This is a genomic window from Burkholderia ubonensis subsp. mesacidophila, assembly GCF_002097715.1.
Lineage (GTDB): Bacteria > Pseudomonadota > Gammaproteobacteria > Burkholderiales > Burkholderiaceae > Burkholderia > Burkholderia mesacidophila.
Genome location: NZ_CP020738.1, coordinates 2,478,541 through 2,497,595, shown reverse-complemented (window position 1 = coordinate 2,497,595; position 19,055 = coordinate 2,478,541). Strand labels below are relative to the sequence as shown.

The 19,055-nt window shown below is 67.3% G+C and carries 18 protein-coding genes and 1 pseudogene; 9 read left to right on the top strand and 10 right to left on the bottom strand.

All coding sequences use genetic code 11. The features are described 5' to 3' along the window. Positions 1–47: 47 nt before the first annotated feature. Together B7P44_RS28705 and B7P44_RS28700 are read right to left on the bottom strand one after the other, a co-directional pair. A complete protein-coding gene (locus B7P44_RS28705) occupies positions 48–1,586 on the bottom strand; it encodes an FAD-dependent oxidoreductase (protein ID WP_084909257.1) in 1,539 nt (512 codons plus the stop codon). 158 nt (positions 1,587–1,744) lie between these two features. Then, the gene (locus B7P44_RS28700; RefSeq protein ID WP_084909256.1) at positions 1,745–2,926 is read right to left on the bottom strand and encodes an MFS transporter; all 1,182 of its coding nucleotides are present in this window, start codon (positions 2,924–2,926) and stop codon (positions 1,745–1,747) included. A gap of 110 nt (positions 2,927–3,036) precedes the next feature. Between B7P44_RS28700 and B7P44_RS28695 the strand changes: the two genes are divergently transcribed. Continuing rightward, positions 3,037–3,987 (top strand): LysR family transcriptional regulator, encoded by a 951-nt coding sequence (locus B7P44_RS28695; RefSeq protein WP_084909255.1) that lies wholly within the window; start codon positions 3,037–3,039, stop codon positions 3,985–3,987. Positions 3,988–4,062: 75 nt separating this feature from the next. Here the strand turns inward: B7P44_RS28695 and B7P44_RS28690 are convergent, their stop codons facing one another. The 3 genes from B7P44_RS28690 to B7P44_RS28680 all read right to left on the bottom strand — a co-directional run bounded on the left by B7P44_RS28690 (position 4,063) and on the right by B7P44_RS28680 (position 6,496). Then, positions 4,063–4,326, bottom strand: coding sequence for a BufA1 family periplasmic bufferin-type metallophore (locus B7P44_RS28690; RefSeq protein ID WP_084909254.1), 264 nt, complete (start codon positions 4,324–4,326; stop codon positions 4,063–4,065). 132 nt (positions 4,327–4,458) lie between these two features. Continuing rightward, positions 4,459–5,637, bottom strand: a complete 1,179-nt coding sequence (locus tag B7P44_RS28685) for a YncE family protein (protein WP_084909253.1) — start codon at positions 5,635–5,637, stop codon at positions 4,459–4,461. A 46-nt stretch (positions 5,638–5,683) separates the two neighbouring features. Then, positions 5,684–6,496, bottom strand: a complete 813-nt coding sequence (locus B7P44_RS28680; RefSeq protein WP_084909252.1) for a creatininase family protein — start codon at positions 6,494–6,496, stop codon at positions 5,684–5,686. Between the two features lie 820 nt (positions 6,497–7,316). On the opposite strand from B7P44_RS28680, the gene B7P44_RS37270 reads away from it, so the two are divergent. The 3 genes from B7P44_RS37270 (at position 7,317) to B7P44_RS28665 (ending at position 9,815) form a co-directional block, all read left to right on the top strand. After that, positions 7,317–7,457, top strand: a complete 141-nt coding sequence (locus tag B7P44_RS37270; protein WP_167389829.1) for a hypothetical protein — start codon at positions 7,317–7,319, stop codon at positions 7,455–7,457. Positions 7,458–7,578: 121 nt separating this feature from the next. After that, positions 7,579–8,931 carry an NRAMP family divalent metal transporter gene (locus tag B7P44_RS28675; protein WP_084909251.1) on the top strand — a complete coding sequence of 451 codons (1,353 nt, stop codon included), beginning with the start codon at positions 7,579–7,581 and terminating at the stop codon, positions 8,929–8,931. A 659-nt stretch (positions 8,932–9,590) separates the two neighbouring features. Further along, complete coding sequence (locus B7P44_RS28665; RefSeq protein ID WP_084909249.1) at positions 9,591–9,815, top strand: hypothetical protein; 225 nt, start codon at positions 9,591–9,593, stop codon at positions 9,813–9,815. 21 nt (positions 9,816–9,836) lie between these two features. On the opposite strand, the gene B7P44_RS36790 is transcribed toward B7P44_RS28665, so the two are convergent. After that, positions 9,837–9,998, bottom strand: coding sequence for a hypothetical protein (locus B7P44_RS36790; protein WP_157721111.1), 162 nt, complete (start codon positions 9,996–9,998; stop codon positions 9,837–9,839). A gap of 26 nt (positions 9,999–10,024) precedes the next feature. Between B7P44_RS36790 and B7P44_RS28660 the strand changes: the two are divergent. Continuing rightward, a pseudogene (locus B7P44_RS28660) lies at positions 10,025–10,493 on the top strand (peroxiredoxin family protein). Between the two features lie 244 nt (positions 10,494–10,737). Further along, the gene (locus B7P44_RS28655) at positions 10,738–10,950 is read left to right on the top strand and encodes a hypothetical protein (protein WP_096645118.1); all 213 of its coding nucleotides are present in this window, start codon (positions 10,738–10,740) and stop codon (positions 10,948–10,950) included. A gap of 81 nt (positions 10,951–11,031) precedes the next feature. On the opposite strand, the gene B7P44_RS28650 is transcribed toward B7P44_RS28655, so the two are convergent. The 4 genes from B7P44_RS28650 to B7P44_RS37995 form a co-directional block, all read right to left on the bottom strand. Further along, positions 11,032–13,161 (bottom strand): Agd3-related carbohydrate deacetylase, encoded by a 2,130-nt coding sequence (locus tag B7P44_RS28650; RefSeq protein WP_231716741.1) that lies wholly within the window; start codon positions 13,159–13,161, stop codon positions 11,032–11,034. A gap of 73 nt (positions 13,162–13,234) precedes the next feature. Then, positions 13,235–13,489 carry a hypothetical protein gene (locus B7P44_RS28645; RefSeq protein ID WP_231716740.1) on the bottom strand — a complete coding sequence of 85 codons (255 nt, stop codon included), beginning with the start codon at positions 13,487–13,489 and terminating at the stop codon, positions 13,235–13,237. Positions 13,490–13,825: 336 nt separating this feature from the next. Further along, a complete protein-coding gene (locus tag B7P44_RS28640) occupies positions 13,826–14,014 on the bottom strand; it encodes a hypothetical protein (protein ID WP_084909246.1) in 189 nt (62 codons plus the stop codon). 161 nt (positions 14,015–14,175) lie between these two features. Further along, positions 14,176–14,364: a hypothetical protein gene (locus tag B7P44_RS37995; protein ID WP_133117936.1), complete on the bottom strand. Its 189-nt coding sequence runs from the start codon at positions 14,362–14,364 to the stop codon at positions 14,176–14,178. Between the two features lie 117 nt (positions 14,365–14,481). On the opposite strand from B7P44_RS37995, the gene B7P44_RS28635 reads away from it, so the two are divergent. The 3 genes from B7P44_RS28635 (at position 14,482) to B7P44_RS28625 (ending at position 19,039) form a co-directional block, all read left to right on the top strand. Further along, entirely contained in the window at positions 14,482–16,086 is a 1,605-nt protein-coding gene (locus tag B7P44_RS28635) for a Re/Si-specific NAD(P)(+) transhydrogenase subunit alpha (RefSeq protein WP_084909245.1), read from the top strand. Positions 16,087–16,099: 13 nt separating this feature from the next. Beyond that, on the top strand, positions 16,100–17,512 hold the full coding sequence (gene pntB, locus B7P44_RS28630; RefSeq protein ID WP_084909244.1) for a Re/Si-specific NAD(P)(+) transhydrogenase subunit beta: 1,413 nt from the start codon (positions 16,100–16,102) through the stop codon (positions 17,510–17,512). Between the two features lie 237 nt (positions 17,513–17,749). Then, positions 17,750–19,039, top strand: a complete 1,290-nt coding sequence (locus tag B7P44_RS28625) for an NAD(P)/FAD-dependent oxidoreductase (RefSeq protein WP_084909243.1) — start codon at positions 17,750–17,752, stop codon at positions 19,037–19,039. Positions 19,040–19,055: the final 16 nt, after the last annotated feature.

Genomic DNA, 19,055 nt, shown 5'->3' with positions numbered 1-19,055 from the left:
TGAACTGCGTCGTCATCGTGAGCGTCCTCCTGTCGTGCGTATCGCCATCATGCCGGCGTCGCTTGCTCGAACGCGGCTTCCGCTTCGAGACTCGCCCGGTCGCGCCCGACGGTGGCAACCGCAAGCTGCTGGCCGTCGCGCCAGTAGGTGACCGTGCAATCGTGCGCGGCCGGATCGCCGTCGACGTCGATGCGATCCCAGTGCTCCGCGTGGCCGACGTAGTTGATCGCCACGTCGTAGTGCTGGCTCCAGAAGAACGGCACCGCCGCGAAGCGCTGCCGCTCGCCGAGGATGTTCCGCGCGGCCGTCGCGCCCTGGCGCTCGGCGACCACCCAGTGTTCGACGCGGATGCGCTCGCCGGTTCGCGGGTCCGGCCAGCGCGCGATGTCGCCCGCCGCGTAGACGCCCGGTGCGCTCGTCTGCAGAAAGGCGTCGACCGTCACGCCGCGATCCGTCGCGAGGCCGGCATCCTCGGCGAGTGCGAGGTCGGGGCGCACGCCGATTCCGACGACGACCAGGTCGGCGGGCAGCGCGACGCCGGTCGACAAGGTCACGCGATCCACTTCTATCGCGGCGACTGTCGCCCCCAGATGGAACACGACGCCGTGCGCTTCGTGCAGCGCCCTGACCATGTCGCCGAGCGCCGCGCCGAGGATCCGCTCCATCGGACGCGCTTCGGGGGCGACCACCTGCACGTCGAGCCCGCGCGTGCGCAACGCAGCCGCGACTTCGAGCCCGATGAAGCTCGCGCCCACCACCACGCATCGGCGTGCAGCGCCAACCTGCGCGATCAGCGCATTGCAGTCGGCCAGCGTACGGAGCACCGCGACGTGCGCCAGCGTGGCGCCGGGGACCGTGAGGTGCACCGGTTCGGCGCCGGTGGCGAGCAGCAACGCGCCGTAGTCGACCTCGCTGCCGTCCGATAACGTGAGGGATTTCCGGCCGGGCTCGAGACTGACCGCGCGCATGCCGCAGTGCACGGAGATGTCGTGATCCGCATAGAACGTCGGAGGATGCAGCGGCAGCCAGTCGGGCTGCGCGGTGCCGGCGAGATAGTCTTTCGACAGGTTCGGCCGGTCGTACGGCAACGCGCGATCGGCACTCAGCAGCGTAATGGGGCCCTGATAGCCTTGCCGCCGCAACGTGCTGGCCGCCGCGTTGCCGGCCGCGCCGCCGCCGACGATCACCACCGATTCGGGGTGCGCCGCGGCCGACGCCGTTGACGGGATTGGCGCCGGCCCCGCCGGCAGCGCGTCGCGCACGAACACCTTGCCGTCCTGCTGCTCGACGCGCCAGCATGTCAGGTCGGTCAGCGCCGGCGCGCCGAGCACCTCGCCGGTGCGAACGCTGAAGCACGCGTGATGCCACGGGCAGCGGAGCGTGTCGCCGACCAGCAGGCCGTCGGCGAGCGGGGCGCCGTAATGCGTGCAGGTTGCGCCGACCGCGAAGCATGCGTTCGCCTGCCTCACGAGCAGCACCGGTTCATCGCCGACATGGCCCGCGATCATGCCGCCTTCGGGAACATCGGCCAACGGCACGCCCTGGGCAAGATCGGGGTCGTCGGGGGACGGAGCGCGCTCGGTCATGGCGTCTCTCCTGGCTGGTCAGGAACAGCATCATTATCGACCTCGATTTCGGCGGAGGAAAGGTACAGTCGGCGAGGCCGTCGGGACGGGCTTCGGCCTGCGACCCGGCGCCGGAGCCGTCGAATCGGCGCCGCCTGCCGCGTCGCCGCCGTGCGCCTTCACGCGTGCCCGCCACGCAGCAAGCGGAGATAGGCCGGCAACGCCAGCGAGCCGATCAGGCTGGCCCACAGAAGCGGCGCGATGCCGGCGAGCGTGACCGTGCGGCCGCCGAGCAGCCACGCGCTGAGCGCGAACGCGACGGTCGTGCCGAGATGCGTCGCCGCCGTTTGCAGCGCGCCGAAACCGGCGCGGCGCTCCGGCGCGGGAAACGCCGCGCTCACGCTGGAGGTCGCGACGAGGCGCACATAGGTCGACGCCATGAACACGATCATGAAGCCCTGGGCGCCGATCGCGTCGCCCATCAGCAGCGCGATATCGATCACCATGCCGGCCGTCGCGAGCCACGCGAGCCGCCGTTCGCCGAGCCGGCGCGCGAGGCGGCCGGCCGCGTGCGATGCGACGAAGCCGGCGACGCCGCCCGCGAAGAAGAGCCGCGGCAGGCTGCCCGGATCGGCGGAAAGCAGCGCGAGCAGCGGCGCCAGCACGGGCACGATCAGCAGCGACGGCAATTGCGAGACGGCGTTCGCGGCGGCATGCAGGACCGTCCCGGCGTCGAGGTCGAGCGCGCGCGGCCGGACGGCCGGCGGCGCGATCGCGGGTATCCGCGTCGCCGCGACGAGCGCGCAGCCGGCGCAGCATGCGGCGATCAGCCGGAACGCCGCAGGCCAGCCGACTCGTTCGGCCGTATGCAGCACCATCGGGATGCCGACGATGCTGACGAGCGAAAACGACGCGATGACCGTCGCGAGCAGGCGCGGCCGCTCGGCGGCGGATGCGCAGGCCAGCAACACGCCGAGCCCGCAGCCCATCGTGATGCCGCCGGCGATGCCGGCCAGCGCGCGCAGCACGAGCAGCCATGCGAAGCTGTGCGTTTCGGCGATGGCGAGCGTCGTCGCGGCGAGCGTCGACAGCGTGACGATCAGCGTGCGTCGCGGATCATGGCGGTTCAACCGGAAATACGCGGCGAGCCCCGACAGGATCGCCGTCAGCGTATAGACGCCCGTGACATAGCCCGCGTACGAGTCGGGTACGCCGAAGTCGGGCGCCATCCGCCGGAACAGCGGGCTGACGGCCATGTACTCGAGCGCGTTGGTGAACTGGATCGCCGCGACGACGACGGCGATACCGCGTGCGGAAGGGGGCGGACGGTGCTGTCCGGTTGACGGATTCGGTGCGGCCATGGGCTTCTCTCGTGCTTTCTCGTACGCAAAGCCGCGATGGTCGCCTCAGGCGGGGCGCGTCGCCTAGTCGCTGAAATGGAACACGCGATGATCAAAAGGAGAACGCTCGAATGGCGCGGATGAATCTCAATGCGGTTCGGGTCTTTGCGACGGTGGCGGCGAAAGGCAGCTTCACCGCGGCCGGGCGGGAATTGCAGATCCCGACTTCCAACGTGAGCCGGCATGTCGCGCAACTGGAGGCGAGCCTGCAGACGCGCCTGATCGAGCGGCACGCGCGCCGCCTGACGTTGACCGACGCGGGCCGGCTGCTGTTCGAGCGATGCTGGCCGATGCTCGATGCGCTCGACGAAACCCTCGACGAACTGGCGTCCGAGCAGACCAGCCTGCAGGGCCGGCTGCGCGTGAGCCTGCCGAGCGAGGTCGGCCCGCAACTGTTCGGTGCGGCCGTGGCCGATTTCGCGTGCCGTCACCCGGCCGTGGACCTGCGCTGCTCGACGAGTCTCGCCGGGCTCGAGACGGGGCTCGAGGATCTCGATCTGGCGGTCATCGTCGGCCGCGGGGCGTTGCCGGACAGTTCATGCGTCGTGAAGCCGATGCTGAGCTGGCCGAGCGTGGTCGTCGCGGCGCCGTCGGTGATCGATGCGCATGGCTGTCCGGAACGCATCGAGTCGCTCGAGGCGTTGCCGTGCATCACGACCGTCGGCGCGCTGGACGGTCGGCCGTGGCGTTTCCTGGGCGCGGGCGGGCGCGTGATCACCCTGCGTGTGCAGGAGCGGCTGCGTGTCGACAGCGGCACGCTTGCGGTGGCGGCCGCGCTGCGCGGCGTCGGCTTTGCGATCGTCGTCGAGGCCGCGTGCCGCGACCTGATCGAGCGCGGGGAGCTGGTGCCGATCGCGCTCGACAAGCCGGCCGCGCCGCTGGAGCTGTATGTCGCCTATCCGCAGCGCAGGCACCTGCCCGCGACGGTGCGGGCATTCATCGATCATCTGGTGGACGCGGCGGGAAGGGCAAGCGCAATTGTCGATGGTGGCCGCCGATCGGGCGCGCGGCAGGCCGGCTGAGCGGACCGGGTGGGCGCGTTGGGGCGGGCCGGCAGGTGCCGCGCGCGTGGACGCGCGACGATCAGCGTGCCGTCGTCACGCAAACCAGGCGCCGGTCGTGCCGCCCGTTCTTACGCAGGTGCCTTTCGGGACGTTCTTGACGTCGCCCTTGTCGTTGTCGACCCGGGCCTCGCCCGCGCAGTCGTGCACACCGGTCTTGCTTGCGCAGTCGTTCTGGCCAGCCTTCGCGATGCCGAAACACCGCACCGTGTCTTCGGCCCGCGCGGGGGCGGCGGCCGCCGCGGCAACGCCGGCGAGCGCGAAGGCAAGCAGCGTTCGCCGGCTGAGATTCGAATTCATCGTGGTTTCTCCCGTGTAGCGAACAGGCTTCGCGGATCGTGCCACGAGTATGCCGCAACGTCTCGTGCCGCGTGTGTGCGGGCGGAGGCGTTGGCCCGGCCGCTGTCCTGCAACCGGCGGCACGGTCTTCCGTCAACGCATGTTCCCCGTGTGGCCGAGCGAAAAGCGTCCGGGTTGCGGCCAGACCGCCAGGCCGTGCGGCTCCATGCCGACGGGAATCGACCTGACCGTTCCGCTCGTGGTGTCGATCGCATAGACCACGTCGTCGAAGCGGCCGGACAGCCACAGCGTCTTGCCGTCCGCGCTGACGTTGCCCATGTCGGGGCTGCCGCCGCCCGGAATCGGCCAGGTCGCGAGCACGCTGCGCGTCGCGAAGTCGAGCACCGACACGCTCCCCTTGCCGCGGCGCGTCCCGTGGACGAGGTTGGAGCCGCGATTGGCCACGTAGAGCTTCGTGCCGTCGCGGCTCGGATACAGCCCGTGCGCGCCGACGCCCGTCCTGATGAAGCCCGTCTTCGTGAAGCGGTCGCCGTCGACGAGGTACACGCCGTCGGCCATCATGTCGGCGACGTAGAACACCTTGCCGTCCGGCGACACGCGGATGTCCTGCGGCATGCCCTTCTTGTCGAGTTCCAGGTAGCCGGTCACCTGGCGGTTTACGAGATCGATCCTGGCCAGCTTGCCGCCGAACTCGCACGTGAAGATCGCGTACCTGCCGTCGATGGAAAAGTCGGCGTGGTTGATGCCCTTGCATTGCGGGACGTCGAGGCTCGACTTGAGCGCCATCGTGTGCGGATCGCGGAAGTCGAGCCGCGCATGCGCTTCGGCCACGACGATCGCTTCCTTGCCGTCGGGGGTGAAATACATGTTGTACGGGTCGTCCACCGTGACTTCCTTGCCGGGCTTGCCCGATTTCGGATCGATCGGCGTCAGGCTGCCGTCGGTACGGCCTTCGGCGTTGTTGGCGACCCATAGCGTGCGCAGGTCCCACGATGGCACGACGTGCTGCGGACTGCGGCCGACGGGGAATCGGTCGACGACCTTGAACGTGGCCGGATCGATCACGTAGATGTCGTTCGAGCGCAGGTTCGGCACGTAGACGCGCGGCAGCGCGCCCGCCACGGCGGTGCTCATGTGGCCCGATTGCGTGTCGTCGTAAAGATTGGCCGGGTTCGACACGGGCGGCATGCCGGGCACGGTCGTGACGGCGGGCGCGGCAAGCGCGCCGCCGGCGTCGAACCCGGCGAGCGCGGCGGCCATGAAGATCGCGAGACGGGAGAAGCGGATGGGGCGGCGGGAGCACGCTTGCATGACAAGGTCCGTGAGCGGTTGGATGAGAAGACTGGGGCCGCGTGCGTCAGCGGCCAGCGATGTCCTTCCTGATGGCATCGATCGTGCGCGACACGATCGCATCGGTGCCCAGCCGGCCGAGCTCGACACTGGCGTGACGCGGATCGCCTCCGTAGACGCCATCGGCCGCGCCGGGTTTCGGCGCGCCGCGCAGCCTGTCGAGCCTCACCATCTGCGGGGCGACCGCCAGCAGCAGCGACGTGTCGGCGAGCCCCGCGTGGGTGCCGATATCGGCGTCCGGCACGCCGTGCTGGCGCAGGATCTGCGCATAGCCGTCGGAGCTGGCGGCGTAGTACTCGGGCGGCGCGAACGCGCGCGCGCCGGAGCCGGCCCAGGATTTGTTGAGCCGGGCAACCGCCTGCCGGATGTCGTTCTGGTAGCCGCCGTGATCGCCGAGAAAGACGATGTTCCGGAAACCGTGAATCCTGAAGCCGTTGGCCGCGGACTCGAGCGTTTTTTCGAATGCGTCGTCGGGCACGGTGATCGTGCCCGGGAAGCGCATGTGAGAGGTCGGCGGCGCGTAGCTGCCCTCGGGCACGTAGGCGATGACCGGCGCGACGATGGCATTGCCGAGGCCGGCCGCGATGCGTTCGGACAGCGCCTTGACCCGCGCGTTGTGCTTGCCGAGCGCGACATACGGTCCGCTTTGCTCGGTCCCGCCGATCGGGACGAGGATCGTGGTCTTGCCCGCGTGTACGTTGTCGCGCAGTTCGGTCCAGGTCATGTCCTCCAGCTGCACCGTTGCCGGCGCCTGCGCCATGGCGGCTTGAGCGATGGCGAAAACGACGGATGCGAAAGCAGCGCGTGGCGGGCGTTTCATCGTGGATCCTCGAAGGGAAGGGGGCGTCGTTGAGATCACACTCTCCATCAACGATCTCGTCGCGCTTCCAGTTGACCTGGCCGCGGTGCGCTTCAAAGCGCAAGTAAAAATCGCATAAATGAAACCGGATGCTGAATGTTCAGGAAAATCGTTGCGTCGATGTGCATGATTTGCGTTTCCGCCTGCATTTCTTTCATTTGTGTTTCGTCGTTGCGAATCTGAAAGGGGGGATTTGAAAGGACACAATGCTGACGAAAGGATGTATTGAAAATACCTTGGTTATGCTTAGCGAATCGTGTTGACTTCGCGTTCTCATGACGCCTAGAATTTAAAAGTCGTCACAAAAGGGGCTGATACCTTGGACAGTTGTAGTTGTAGACCTTCGACCAGTTTCGCTGCCTGATCGGCAGGACGTCCGCGCTCCTTTTTCCCAGCCGCCGTCTTGCCATCAGGCAGACGGTGCGCGCCCGGCAGTACCTCCGTGCACCTTGTTGATTAGCGCCATATGGGCGCGCGCGTTTGCGTGCGTTCCGCATGGCATTGCGTCGCGAGCATCAACGCGCGGCCACGCTCGTTCGCGCCTGGACGATTCGTTCCTGGGCGCGTGGATAAACGCGTACGTAGCAATCGTGCGCAACCACCGTTGATAAGGAGCCGAAATGCCGGGCACTGACAGTTATCCCTTATGCCGCTCACCTCTGCTTTCATCATTGATCGAGAAAAGTGAGTAGACCTCTGTCGCCGCGCCCATGATGCGCCCGGTCTCCGTGTCTGCTGGCTTTTCGCAATAGCGCGTCAAGCCGGACGCACGGAGAAAATCATGAATTTCGGCCTTCTTCTATCGAACCTGCCGCATATCGACGAATCGCGCGCCAGCTACGCCGCGATGCTGTCGCTGAAATCACGCGAATCGCACCGGATCGCCGCTTTCTGGCTCAAGCTCAAAGCCCTTGTTTCGTAACCGCAGGCGCGCCGCTCCGGCCTGCGCAAACGACGCCCGTCGTTCGACGACTCACGCCCTTGCACATGCCGGCTGGCGCACATTTTCGTTCTACTAATTGCTCATCAGGGAAGCAGAGAAAATGTTCTCACCCGCAAACATCTCGCCGCACGACACTGTGCGCGAACGCAGTGCAGTCCTCGACGACGCGCATCTCGGCGACATCAAGGGCGCGCTCGGCACCATCGCCCACCACGACGTCGCGCCACGCACCAGCTGGTGGGCGCGCTTCCGGACGCTGCTCGCGATTCTCGGCCCCGGCCTCATCGTGATGGTCGGCGACAACGACGCAGGCGCGTTCGGTACCTACACGCAGGCCGGGCAGAATTATGGCACCACGTTGCTGTGGACCATGCTGCTGCTGGTGCCGGTGCTGGTCTCGATCCACCCGCCGGTCGGCCAGATGGCGCGGGATTTCTTCATCCCGAACTGGCCCGCGCACTCGAAGCTTTCCGACGTGATGCTGCTCGTGATTGGTATCGTCGGGACGACGGTGGCGCCGTGGCAACTGTTTTTCCAGCAGAGCTACGTGGTCGACAAGCGCATCACGCCGCGCTTCATGAAGTACGAGAAGGCCGACCTGTGGATCGGCATCGCGTTCGTGCTGATCGGCGCCGTGGCGATGATCGCGTTCTGCGCACAGCTCTTTGCGGGCAAGGCCGAGTTCGGCAACTTTACCGACGCCGGCGGCATCATCGCCGGGCTGGACAAATACGCGGGCCATACGGCGGCCGTGCTGTTTGCCATTGCGTTGTTCGATGCGGCCGTCATCGGCGCAGCCGCGGTATCGCTGTCGACCGCTTACGCGATCGGCGACGTGTTCAGGATTCGCCATTCGCTGCATCGCAGCGTGACGGATGCGAAGGGCTTCTATCTGGTGTATTTCGGCATCATCGCCGCCGCCGCCGCCATCGTGCTGATTCCCGGCAGCCCGCTCGGCCTCTTGACCGAAGCCGTGCAGACGCTGGCCGGCGTGCTGCTGCCGAGCGCGACGGTATTCCTGCTGCTGCTCTGCAACGACAGGGCGGTGCTGGGTCCGTGGGTCAACTCGAAGAAGCTGAACCTGTTTACCGGCGCGGTCATCTGGGTGCTCGTGATGCTGTCGATCATCCTGACCGCGTCGGTGCTGTATCCGGACATGGCCGGTGAAACGATTCTCGAGCTGCTCGCAGGCGGCACGCTGCTGGCCATCGTCGGCTATGCGGCGACGGTTGCCGTTCGCAAGCTGCGCCGCGAGTCGTCGGACGGCGCGAGCACGGTGCAGGCGTGGCCGAAAGGCGCACGTGACACATGGCGGATGCCGCCGCTCGACGAACTGCCGCCGCCGAACCTGACGCTGGCCAAGCGCGTCTGGATGGGCGTGCTGCGCGGTTATCTGCTGATTGCGGTTGCGCTGGTCGTCGTGAAGGTGGTGCAGATGACTTTCCTGAAGTAGTCGCGGCGCCGCGCGGCTCGCACGAGCCGCGCGGCATGCCCGCATGCGTTGCAACCATGCCTGCCGCGCGCCGTGCGTTCAGGTCGACAAAAGGGTGGACATCTTGAGCCGGATTCGAGCCGCTTCGGCACGCTCGCTGAGACTGGCGGGGCGACATACTCGCGTTCGTCTGGCACGCGTTCGACGCACTTTGCGCGGTGCGCCGTTGAGCCTGATCGAGCGCATCTTGCTGGTGATGTGGGCGTGTTTCCTGACGTCGCTCGTCTGGGTGTCGTTGCTCGTCGGCGTCATTCGCGCCATGCGAGTCGTACCGTGACGCCGGCGCCTCACGTCGCCGCGACGCGCGGCAGCCCCTGAATTTTCAAACGCAGTTCACACGCAAACAACGGAATCGAAACATGAAGAAATTTCTTTACGTCGCAGCGCTGACGGCAGTCATGGCACTCGCAGCGTGCAGTCATGCCGACGACGATGACGTGGGCAGCACGCCGGGCAATGCGGCGTCGGCATCCGGATCCGTCGCCGCATCGGACGGCAGCGCCGCGGCTTCGGACGACTCGGCTTCGGCGAACGATACGGCATCGGCGTCGCCCGCATCCGGCGCCAGCCGGTAATCGGGGGACCGGACTCGCTGGGGAGACGCTCACGGGGGCACTGCGATGAATCGCGCGCATCCGCATCACAAGAAGGCATTCGCACTGTGCGTCGCCGGCGCACTCGCACTCGTTGCCGCGCTGGCGGCCCTGGGCCTCGTCTTGCACACGCCCGTTGCCGGAAGCGCCGCCGCTGACGTCGCGTCCGGCAGCGGGGCCCCGGAAGCCGGTCCGGACCATTGCCTGATTTACGGGAAATACTGTCTGACGGCCTTGCTGCGTGGCCGCTAGCATCGTCCGACCGGGGCGGCGTCAGCGGATCGTCGCAGACATATGCCCGAGCACCGCCGCGATCACGAGCGCGGCCAGCATGGCGAGCGCTTCAGCGGTCAGCCACGCGTCGAAGCGACCTTGCGCTGCCGTGAAGCCGGGGCTGTCCTGCTGCGCTTGCGCGCACAGATCGGGCAGCGCCATTAGCCTGTTACCAGCCGGTCAGCCGGATGCGGCGCGACTGGCTGCGCGCGGCCGGCAGCCTGGCGGTCGGCGCGTCCCGCGCCCGGAGTGGTCCTGCACACGCACGATGGACCAAGCATCTCCACCGAAGACCTGCGCTGAAACGTCGTCATCCTGAACATTTGGGCGGCCTGGTGCGAGCCCTGCCGAACCGAACTGCCGCTGTTGTCCGCCTATGCCGCGCGTCATGCGGCCAAAGGCTTGCGCGTGCTCGGCTTCAGCCTGGACGGGCCGGAGAATCTCGCGGACGTCCGGCAAGTGGCGGCCGGCCGGAGTTTTCCGGTCGGCCTCCTCGGCAGTGCGCACGCCAGCGCCTATGGTCGCGTCTGGCGCATCCCGGTGAACTTCACGATCGACCGCAACGGGCTCCTCGTCGACAACGGCTGGGACGACCCGCATCCATCGTGGACGGCCGAGCGGCACGAGCGCATCATCACGCCGCTGCTGCGCGGATAGCCTCATCTTCCGCGTCTTCGTCTGGACGATGCTCACTGTCACGCACGCGTGATCGTTCGACGTGTGTCGCGCACTTGATACGATCGATGACAACGCGGCGGCGCGGCCTCATGAACAGGGGCTGCGCCGTTTGGCGAATGTAACGGCGTAACGCGTTGAAACAAGCCGGTAGCGGTTCGGCTTTTTTTGCCGGCTAGGATGCTTCGGACGGCTGGATAGCGACTCACGTCGATTGGAGAAGCGAATGCTCAGTCCCCACGAATTATCCACGTTGCTGCTCGTGCAGCGTTCCCCGTATCAAGTGGCAGTCCAGCGCCTCGATTTCGTGACGCTTCAGCGTCAGGCGCTGGTCGAGATCGAGCGGCGCGAGAGCGGTGCAAGGATCGCCCGGTTGACGCAGCGCGGCTCGGAGTTGCTGCGCAAGCTTGGAGGGGGCACGGTGGACGGCACGATTTGACGCGGCATGGAAGACGCCCGCCTGGTGGCGGGCGCCTGTCGCGCGGCGGGTGTCGCCGTCGTGCGCATGCCGGGACGGCGCTCACTGCCACGCCGGCGCCGGCGTGATCTGCGTCGTATAGGCGGTTGCCGGCAGCAGCGTGAGGTTGGAAATCTTCTGCCCGCCATAGGTTTCGGTCGACCCGCCGAACGTGACGCCCGTCACCGGCACGGCGACCGACTTCCCGTCGGTGCGCGATGCGCTGACCACGATCGACTTGCCGGGCGTGAGCGTCGCCGCGACGCTCGACGAGTCGTACACCATCCGCTGGTTCGCGAGCGTACCGATCGTCGACAGGTACGGACTTTGGATCGGCAGGTTCTTGTAGTACGTGTCGTACTTCTTGAACGTCGCGTTCAGCAGGTCGCCCAGCAGTGTGCTCGTGCCGCTGTACGCACGCAGGTTCGTCTGGTGGAACATCAGCGGCCGGTTGTCGAACGTGAGCAGGTAGACGACGAGCTGGTCGGACACCTTGTCGAGCACCTGCGCGTAGGTCAGGTCATAGCCCCAGCGGGTCGGGTCGATCCCGTTCGCGCCGTAGAAGTAGTTGTATTCGGCGACCCATTCAGACGGCTGCGACACGTTGTAGAACAGCGCGGTCGCGTAGCGCGGCACTTCGAAGATGCCCTGGTTCACGCAGTTGTACTTGCCCGCATTGAACGCCGGCAGCGCCCAGGCCACGCCGCTGTTGTTCGTCGGGCAGCCGGCCGTGCCGACGGGCGGCGTCGGCTTCGAGCTGTCGGATACGAGCACCTGCGTGCCGAACGCGACGAGCGCGCCGAGCGTCGTCGGGTTGTACAGCCCCGAGATTTCCGGCGTCACGAGCGTCCACTTGCTGAAGTTCGTGAACCTGAACCTGTTCGCGACCTTCACGTTGCTCTGCATCTCGGCCTGGACTTGCGCGGCGGTCGTCGTATACGGCGGATCCAGCAGTTCGTGGTCGTAGGTGTGGCTGATCCATTTGAAACTGCCCTGCTGCAAGGCCGTCTGCAGCGACAGCGAATCGATGCCGCCCGGCGGGTAGAGGCCCTGGCCGCCATACACCGTGCTGTAGCCTTCGCCGTTGAACGCCAGCGAGAGCTTGACCGCGGATGCGTTCGGGGTTGTCGTGTTCACGAGCGACTGCCAGGTCACGGCGTTGGCGAAGTCCGCGCCGGTGGTCCGGTATTCGCACGCGGTGAGGCCGGTCAACGGGTTCGTCGAACCGAGCGGGCACTGGCCGGGCGGGGTCGTGCTGGTCGTGGCGCCGGTCCTCGCGTCGTACCACAGGCCGGTCGCCTCGGATTGCGCGTACGGGAAGATCTCGTCGGGAATGCCGTTGTCGTCGACCTGCGGATCGACGTACACGTGGCGGCTGCCGACGAACAGGCCGCGCGTGAGCCAGTTCGCGATTCCGTAGGACAGCGTGATCGAGTGCGTTAGGTACTGGCTGTTGTCGAACATCAGCGACATCGTCTCGCGCGACGCGCTGTCGCCGGTGAGCGGCGTCGTGTTCGCGAACAAACAGGTGGCGCCGACCGAGTACGTCGTGTTGCCCGGGCCGGTGGCCTGCACGATCGGCGTGACGGTCGTGCCGATCGGCAGCGGGCTGGCCGGCGACGCGAAATACGTCCACGCGTTCGCGATCGTCAGCGGATTGCCCGAAGAGGTGCCCGCGTTCATGTATGGGAACAGGCTCTGCCCCGTCGACGTCAGCAGCGACGACAGCGGCGTCGCGGTCGTGTCCTGGTAGTTGACGTACTGCAGGCAGCCGCTGTCGCTCGGCCACGTGTAGAAGCTCGCGAGCCGCACGTTGTACTTGAACTGGTAGCGCGCGAGGGTCTGCGCGAGCGCGCCGCCGGCGAACGGGTTCATGTAGCGGTAGTCGCTGATCGGCAGGATGATGCCCTGGTACAGCGCGTGGTCGCCGTTTTCCAGCGGCGGCAGAGTCGGGTTGTTGGTGTCGTACGCGTAGACCGTGTACGGGATGCCCACGCGATCGAGGATCGACTGGGCGGCGGTCAGTTCGGGCGAGCTGCCGGCCTGCTGGCTCGCGACGATCAGGATCTTCAGGTCGATCTGGGCATCGCTCGGCACCGCATGGCAGACGCCGGCCGCCCCAAGCAGTCCTGTCGCGGCCGCACAGCGCGCCAGCGGCCCGAACCGGCGGGATAGTGTTCGCAAAACGCTCATGTCAATCCTCACGCGTCGTGTCCGAAGGTTCGGACGAGTCCCCCGACATTCGAGAAAGGTGTGGCGTCTGTCGTTATTGGTTCGAAGTCCGATTTTTCGTCGTCGTCTTGTTGACGGTGTCGCCCGGATGCGGGCCCGATGGCGGATAGGCCGGCTTGCCCCAGGCTTCCTTGCCGGACGGAAGCTGGCCGTGACCGTGCGGTGGGGGCTTGCCGTCCGCGTATGCGTTCGGCGGCGCGATCGCGGCTGCCGCGACCAGCGCCGAGAAAACGCCGCAGAGCACGACGCCCGGCCAGCGTGACGACCGTTTCGGTCCAAGGGTTTGCATGGTGTCCTCCCGACGCCGCCGGTGTGATGCGGCGCGTTTCAGAAATGATCAGGTGGGCGGCGCGAACGGTCCGGCATGTCGGGCCGGGCCGTTGCCGCGAACGCCAGTGCGTTCGAACCGGAACGCTTCCGTACGGGCCAGGATATTTCGATCCGGCCGGCCGGGAGTGAGCGGGAACGGACGACTGCGGATCGATTGCGCATGCGGGCGGGGACGGCCGCCATGCGTGCGCTCGAATCCGGTTGATTTGGAAAGCGAACTATGTGCCAGCGGCCGGAAGCCCTTCATTCCGTTGAAGTAACGTTACGTAATGAAAGCTGGCCGGCTGAAAATGTTTCAGTCGTGACCGATTGCGGGGCGGTTCGCCCGAAACACGTTTCGTTTGGGTAACAAGACGATCACGCGCGCCAGTTCGTCGGGAGATTCGTCGGTCTGGCGGGCGCCGGCGGCATCGCGCAGGATGTCGGCCAGCAACTGCTGGAACCGCACGTAGCTTTCACGGATCGACTGAAACGCGAGATTCATCAGGTCACGGGCGTCGGGGTTCGCGAGCAGGGTCTCGAACGCGTCGACGCTCCACGTCTTGCAGGCGAACGCTGATGCTATCCGGTCGATGAAGCCGTGACGCGCGCTCCGATGCCCCGATCGCGGTCACGCCGCAGGTCAAGCGCATCCCGGCAGGGGATTCACGAAATGAATGCCGCTCGATTCAAAAGATAAATTTCAGGAAGACTCTGACGCTCGATATGCTTGGCACCTCCGATCCGTTTGGCAAGGGAGCCGGATTGTCGTCGTCGACAACGCGGCGGCGACTTCTTCATGTCGGTAGAGGCGGGCAGGATGATGAGGGCGCAGAGCGGCGGCGTGATGGTCAATGCGGAGTCGGTTCGTGCGCCGCAGCCGAGCGCCCGCCACACAATCCACACTTGAATCTGGTAGCTTGACAGGCCGGCCCGAGATCCTTGCGACGGCCACTACGAATAATTCTCAATATGACATTACGGATTGGAATTCCTCTGGAGACAGCCACTGGGGAACGGCGCGTGGCGACCGTGCCCGAGGTGGTCGAGAAACTGATCAAGCTGGGGTTCCCGGTGGCCGTGCAAAGCGGCGCCGGCGCGGCCGCGAACTTTGACGACGACGCCTACCGCGCGGCCGGCGCCGAGGTCGTGGCTTCGGCCGCCGAACTCTGGGCCGGCAGCGACATCGTGTTCAAGGTGCGCCCTCCGGGCAGCGACGAAGTGGCGCTGATGCGCGACGGCGGCACGCTGATCGGCTTCGTCTGGCCGGCGCAGAACCCCGAGCTGATGCAGCAGCTGGCCGCCAAGCGGGCCACGGTGCTGGCGATCGATTCGCTGCCGCGCACCTTGTCGCGCGCACAGAAGATGGACGCGCTCACGTCGATGGCCGGCATCAGCGGCTACCGCGCGGTGATCGAGGCCGCGCATGCGTTCGGCCGCTTCCTGAACGGGCAGGTCACCGCTGCCGGCAAGGTTCCGCCGGCCAAGGTGTTCATCGCCGGGGCCGGCGTGGCGGGCCTGGCTGCCATCGGCACCGCCGCCAATCTCGGCGCGATCGTGCGCGCCAACGACACGCGCGCCGAAGTGGCCGACCAGGTCAAGTCGCTGGGCGGCGAGTTCGTCAAGGTCGACTACGAGGAAGAAGGCTCGGGCGGCGGCGGCTACGCCAAGGTGATGAGCGAGGGCTTCCAGCAGGCGCAGCGCGCGATGTACGCGCAGCAGGCCAAGGACGCCGACATCATCATCACCACCGCGCTGATTCCCGGCAAGCCGGCGCCGAAGCTGATCACGGCCGAGATGGTGCAGTCGATGAAGCCCGGCAGCGTGATCGTCGACATGGCCGCCGAACAGGGTGGCAACTGCGAACTCACGGTGCCCGGCGAGGCGGTGGTGCGCCACGGCGTGACCATCGTCGGCTACACGGATCTCGCGTCGCGCCTCGCCAGGCAGTCGTCCACGCTGTATGCGAACAACCTGCTGCGCGTGATCGAGGAGCTGTGCAAGGCCAAGGACGGCACGATCAACGTCGACTTCGACGACGACGCGATCCGCGGCCTCACCGTCATCAACGAGGGCAACGTCACGTGGCCGCCACCGCCGATCAAGCAGGCGGCCGTCGCGCCCAAGCCGCAAGCGGCCGTGCCCGCAGCGGCCGCAGCAGCGAAGTCGAAAGGCCACGGCCACAGCGGCGAACCGATGTCGGCCAAGGCGCTCGCGATCGTGTTCGCGATCGGCGCGCTGGCTTTCCTGCTGGTCGGCCAGTATGCGCCGGCCAGCTTCCTGTCGCACTTCACGGTGTTCGTACTCGCGTGCTTCGTCGGCTACATGGTGATCTGGAACGTCACGCCGTCGCTGCACACGCCGCTGATGAGCGTGACCAACGCGATCTCGTCGATCATCGCGATCGGTGCGCTGGTGCAGGTCGCGCCTCCGCTGGGCGAACTGGCAGGCGGCGCGGGCGACCGGCCGTCGGGGCTGATCCTGGGCCTAGCGGTGGGCGCTCTGACGCTCACGGCCGTCAACATGTTCGGCGGTTTCGCGGTGACGCGGCGCATGCTGGCGATGTTCCGCAAATAAGGGGGCGACAACAATGAGTTCCAACCTGACTACCGTCTCCTACATCGGCGCGGCCATCCTCTTCATCCTCAGCCTCGGCGGGCTGGCCAATCCCGAGACCGCGCGGCGCGGCAACCTGCTCGGCATGATCGGCATGCTCATCGCCGTGCTCGCCACCGTGCTCGGTCCGCGCGTGTCGGCCGAGGGCATTCCGTACGTCGTCGCTGCGCTGGTCGTCGGCGGTGCCGTCGGCCTCATCGCCGCGAAGAAGGTGCAGATGACGCAGATGCCCGAGCTGGTGGCGCTGATGCACAGCCTGGTCGGCCTCGCGGCCTGCCTGGTGGGCTTCGCCAGCTACATCGATACGTCGGTGCAGTTCACCGGCGCCGAGAAGGCCATCCACGAAGTCGAGATCTACGTCGGCATCCTGATCGGCGCGGTGACCTTCGCGGGCTCGGTCGTCGCGTTCGGCAAGCTGTCGGGCAAGATCGGCGGCAAGCCGCTGCTGCTGCCGGCGCGGCACTGGCTCAACCTGGCCGCGCTGCTGGTGGTGATCGCCTATGGCCGCACGTTCCTGCATGCGGAAAGCATTCAGGACGGCATGACGCCGCTCGTCGTGATGACGGTGATCTCGCTGCTGTTCGGCGTGCACATGGTGATGGCCATCGGCGGCGCCGACATGCCCGTCGTGGTGTCGATGCTCAACAGCTACTCGGGCTGGGCGGCGGCGGCCACGGGCTTCATGCTCGGCAACGACCTGCTGATCGTGATCGGCGCGCTGGTGGGCTCGTCGGGCGCGATCCTGTCGTACATCATGTGCCGCGCGATGAACCGCAACTTCATCAGCGTGATCGCGGGCGGCTTCGGTACCGGCGCGGGCGCGCCCGCGGCAGCAGGCGGCGGTGCGCAGCCGGCCGGCGAGGCGGTCGCGGTGAGCGCTTCGGAAACGGCCGAGCTGCTGCGCGAAGCAAAGCGCGTGATCATCGTGCCCGGCTACGGGATGGCCGTCGCGCAGGCCCAGCACACGGTCTTCGAACTCACGAAGCTGCTGCGCGAAAAGGGCGTCGACGTGCGCTTTGCGATTCACCCAGTGGCAGGCCGCATGCCGGGGCACATGAACGTGCTGCTGGCCGAAGCCAAGGTGCCTTACGACATCGTGCTCGAAATGGACGAGATCAACGGCGACTTCCCCGAGGCCGACGTGTCGATGGTGATCGGCGCGAACGACATCGTGAACCCGGCGGCGCAGGACGACCCGGCGAGCCCGATCGCCGGCATGCCGGTGCTGGAAGTCTGGAAGGCGAAGACCTCGATCGTGATGAAGCGCAGCATGGCCTCGGGCTATGCCGGCGTGGACAACCCGCTCTTCTACAAGGACAACAACCGCATGTTGTTCGGCGACGCGAAGTCGATGTTGAGCGAGATCTTCGGGGTGCTGAAAGCCTGAGCGCGGAGATGCGCTCGACGCGGGTGTGCGTGGCGATCGACGCAGCGTCGGGCATCAAGGGCGACGAAGTGTGAGTGGCCACCCGTAAACCGCGCTGTCCTGCGCGAGGCGGACAGCGCACCGAAAATCTCGCCTCGCATCGGGCATCCGTGCGAGGCGAGTCGCGCGCTTGCCTTCGTGAAATTGTCATGCTAGTTTTTCATGAAATTTCTCGACAGAAATTTCATGGGAGCGCGCATGTTCCTGCAGTCGGATCGCCACGTCGCAAGCTACTACGCCGGCACGCACCCGGCGCCGATCCCGGTTCGTCCGGTGCTGGAGTCGCGTGTCGACGCCGACGTGCTGGTCGTCGGCGCCGGCTTCAGCGGGCTGCATACGGCGCTGCGCCTTGCCCTCGCGGGCAAGCGCGTCGTGATGCTCGAAGCGAGCCGGGTCGCGTGGGCGGCGTCGGGCCGCAACGGCGGGCAGGCGCTGCTCGGCTGGTCGTGCGACATGCCGCCGCTCGAGGACGCGCTCGGCCGCGACGGCGCACGCGCGCTATGGGACAGCATGCGCTGGGCCGCGGCCGAGGTGCGCGACTTGCCGGCGCGCCACGGCTTCGACATCGATTACCGGCCGGGCAGCCTGTGGGCGGCGGTGCGGCCGCGCCGCGTCGCGATGCTCGCGCAGGCGCGCGACGAGGCGGCCGAGCGCTGGGGCTACGACCGGCTGCGCGTGATTCCGCAAGCCGAGATGCCCGAATGGATCGGCAGCGCGCGCTATCTCGCGGCGCTCTACGACCCGGAGGCCGGGCACCTGAATCCGCTGAAACTCGCGCTCGGTCTCGCGCAGACGATCGAGCGCGCCGGCGGCCGCATCTTCGAGCAGAGCCGCGTGCTCGACTTGAGCGAGACGGCCGGCGGCTACGTCGCGCGCACCGCCGCCGGCGAAGCGCGCGCGGACGTGCTGGTGCTCGCGTGCAATGCGTACGTCGACCGGCTCGATTCCGACCTGTCGCGCCGGCTGCTGCCGGTCGGCACCTACCAGGTCGCGACCGCGCCGCTCGACCCCGAGGTCGCGCGCACGCTGCTGCCGCGCAACAGCTGCGTGATCGACAACCAGTTCGTGCCCGACTACTTCCGCCTGAGCCCCGACTCGCGGCTGCTGTTCGGCGGCGGCTGCACGTATCTCGGCGGGATTCCCGCGGACATCGCGGCGGCGACGCGGCGGCCTCTCGAACGCGTGTTTCCGCAGCTGCGCGGCGTGCCGCTCGACTACGCATGGGGCGGCCACATCGACATCAGCATGCGCCGCACGCCGGACCTCGGCCGGCGCGGGCAGCGCTACTGGCTGCAGGGGTTTTCCGGCCACGGCGTGCTGCCGACGCTCGCGGGCGCGCGCGCCGTCGCCGACGCGGTGCTCGGCGACGACCGGCTCCTCGCGCTGTACCAGCGCATCCGCAACCCGCGCTTCCCCGGAGGCGGCCGCTTCGCCGCGCCGCTGGAGGCGCTCGGCAAGGCCTGGTACCGGCTGCGCGACACCGTCTGACTTTCACTGGAACACA

Excerpts from the sequence above, each read along its gene's own strand:
- B7P44_RS28705 (WP_084909257.1), bottom strand. The coding sequence starts at position 1,586 with ATGACCGAGCGCGCTCCGTCCCCCGACGACCCCGATCTTGCCCAGGGC.
- B7P44_RS28700 (WP_084909256.1), bottom strand. The coding sequence starts at position 2,926 with ATGGCCGCACCGAATCCGTCAACCGGACAGCACCGTCCGCCCCCTTCC.
- B7P44_RS28695 (WP_084909255.1), top strand. The coding sequence starts at position 3,037 with ATGGCGCGGATGAATCTCAATGCGGTTCGGGTCTTTGCGACGGTGGCG.
- B7P44_RS28690 (WP_084909254.1), bottom strand. The coding sequence starts at position 4,326 with ATGAATTCGAATCTCAGCCGGCGAACGCTGCTTGCCTTCGCGCTCGCC.
- B7P44_RS28685 (WP_084909253.1), bottom strand. The coding sequence starts at position 5,637 with ATGCAAGCGTGCTCCCGCCGCCCCATCCGCTTCTCCCGTCTCGCGATC.
- B7P44_RS28680 (WP_084909252.1), bottom strand. The coding sequence starts at position 6,496 with ATGAAACGCCCGCCACGCGCTGCTTTCGCATCCGTCGTTTTCGCCATC.
- B7P44_RS37270 (WP_167389829.1), top strand. The coding sequence starts at position 7,317 with ATGAATTTCGGCCTTCTTCTATCGAACCTGCCGCATATCGACGAATCG.
- B7P44_RS28675 (WP_084909251.1), top strand. The coding sequence starts at position 7,579 with ATGTTCTCACCCGCAAACATCTCGCCGCACGACACTGTGCGCGAACGC.
- B7P44_RS28665 (WP_084909249.1), top strand. The coding sequence starts at position 9,591 with ATGAATCGCGCGCATCCGCATCACAAGAAGGCATTCGCACTGTGCGTC.
- B7P44_RS36790 (WP_157721111.1), bottom strand. The coding sequence starts at position 9,998 with ATGGCGCTGCCCGATCTGTGCGCGCAAGCGCAGCAGGACAGCCCCGGC.
- B7P44_RS28655 (WP_096645118.1), top strand. The coding sequence starts at position 10,738 with ATGCTCAGTCCCCACGAATTATCCACGTTGCTGCTCGTGCAGCGTTCC.
- B7P44_RS28650 (WP_231716741.1), bottom strand. The coding sequence starts at position 13,161 with ATGAGCGTTTTGCGAACACTATCCCGCCGGTTCGGGCCGCTGGCGCGC.
- B7P44_RS28645 (WP_231716740.1), bottom strand. The coding sequence starts at position 13,489 with ATGCAAACCCTTGGACCGAAACGGTCGTCACGCTGGCCGGGCGTCGTG.
- B7P44_RS28640 (WP_084909246.1), bottom strand. The coding sequence starts at position 14,014 with ATGAATCTCGCGTTTCAGTCGATCCGTGAAAGCTACGTGCGGTTCCAG.
- B7P44_RS28635 (WP_084909245.1), top strand. The coding sequence starts at position 14,482 with ATGACATTACGGATTGGAATTCCTCTGGAGACAGCCACTGGGGAACGG.
- pntB (WP_084909244.1), top strand. The coding sequence starts at position 16,100 with ATGAGTTCCAACCTGACTACCGTCTCCTACATCGGCGCGGCCATCCTC.
- B7P44_RS28625 (WP_084909243.1), top strand. The coding sequence starts at position 17,750 with ATGTTCCTGCAGTCGGATCGCCACGTCGCAAGCTACTACGCCGGCACG.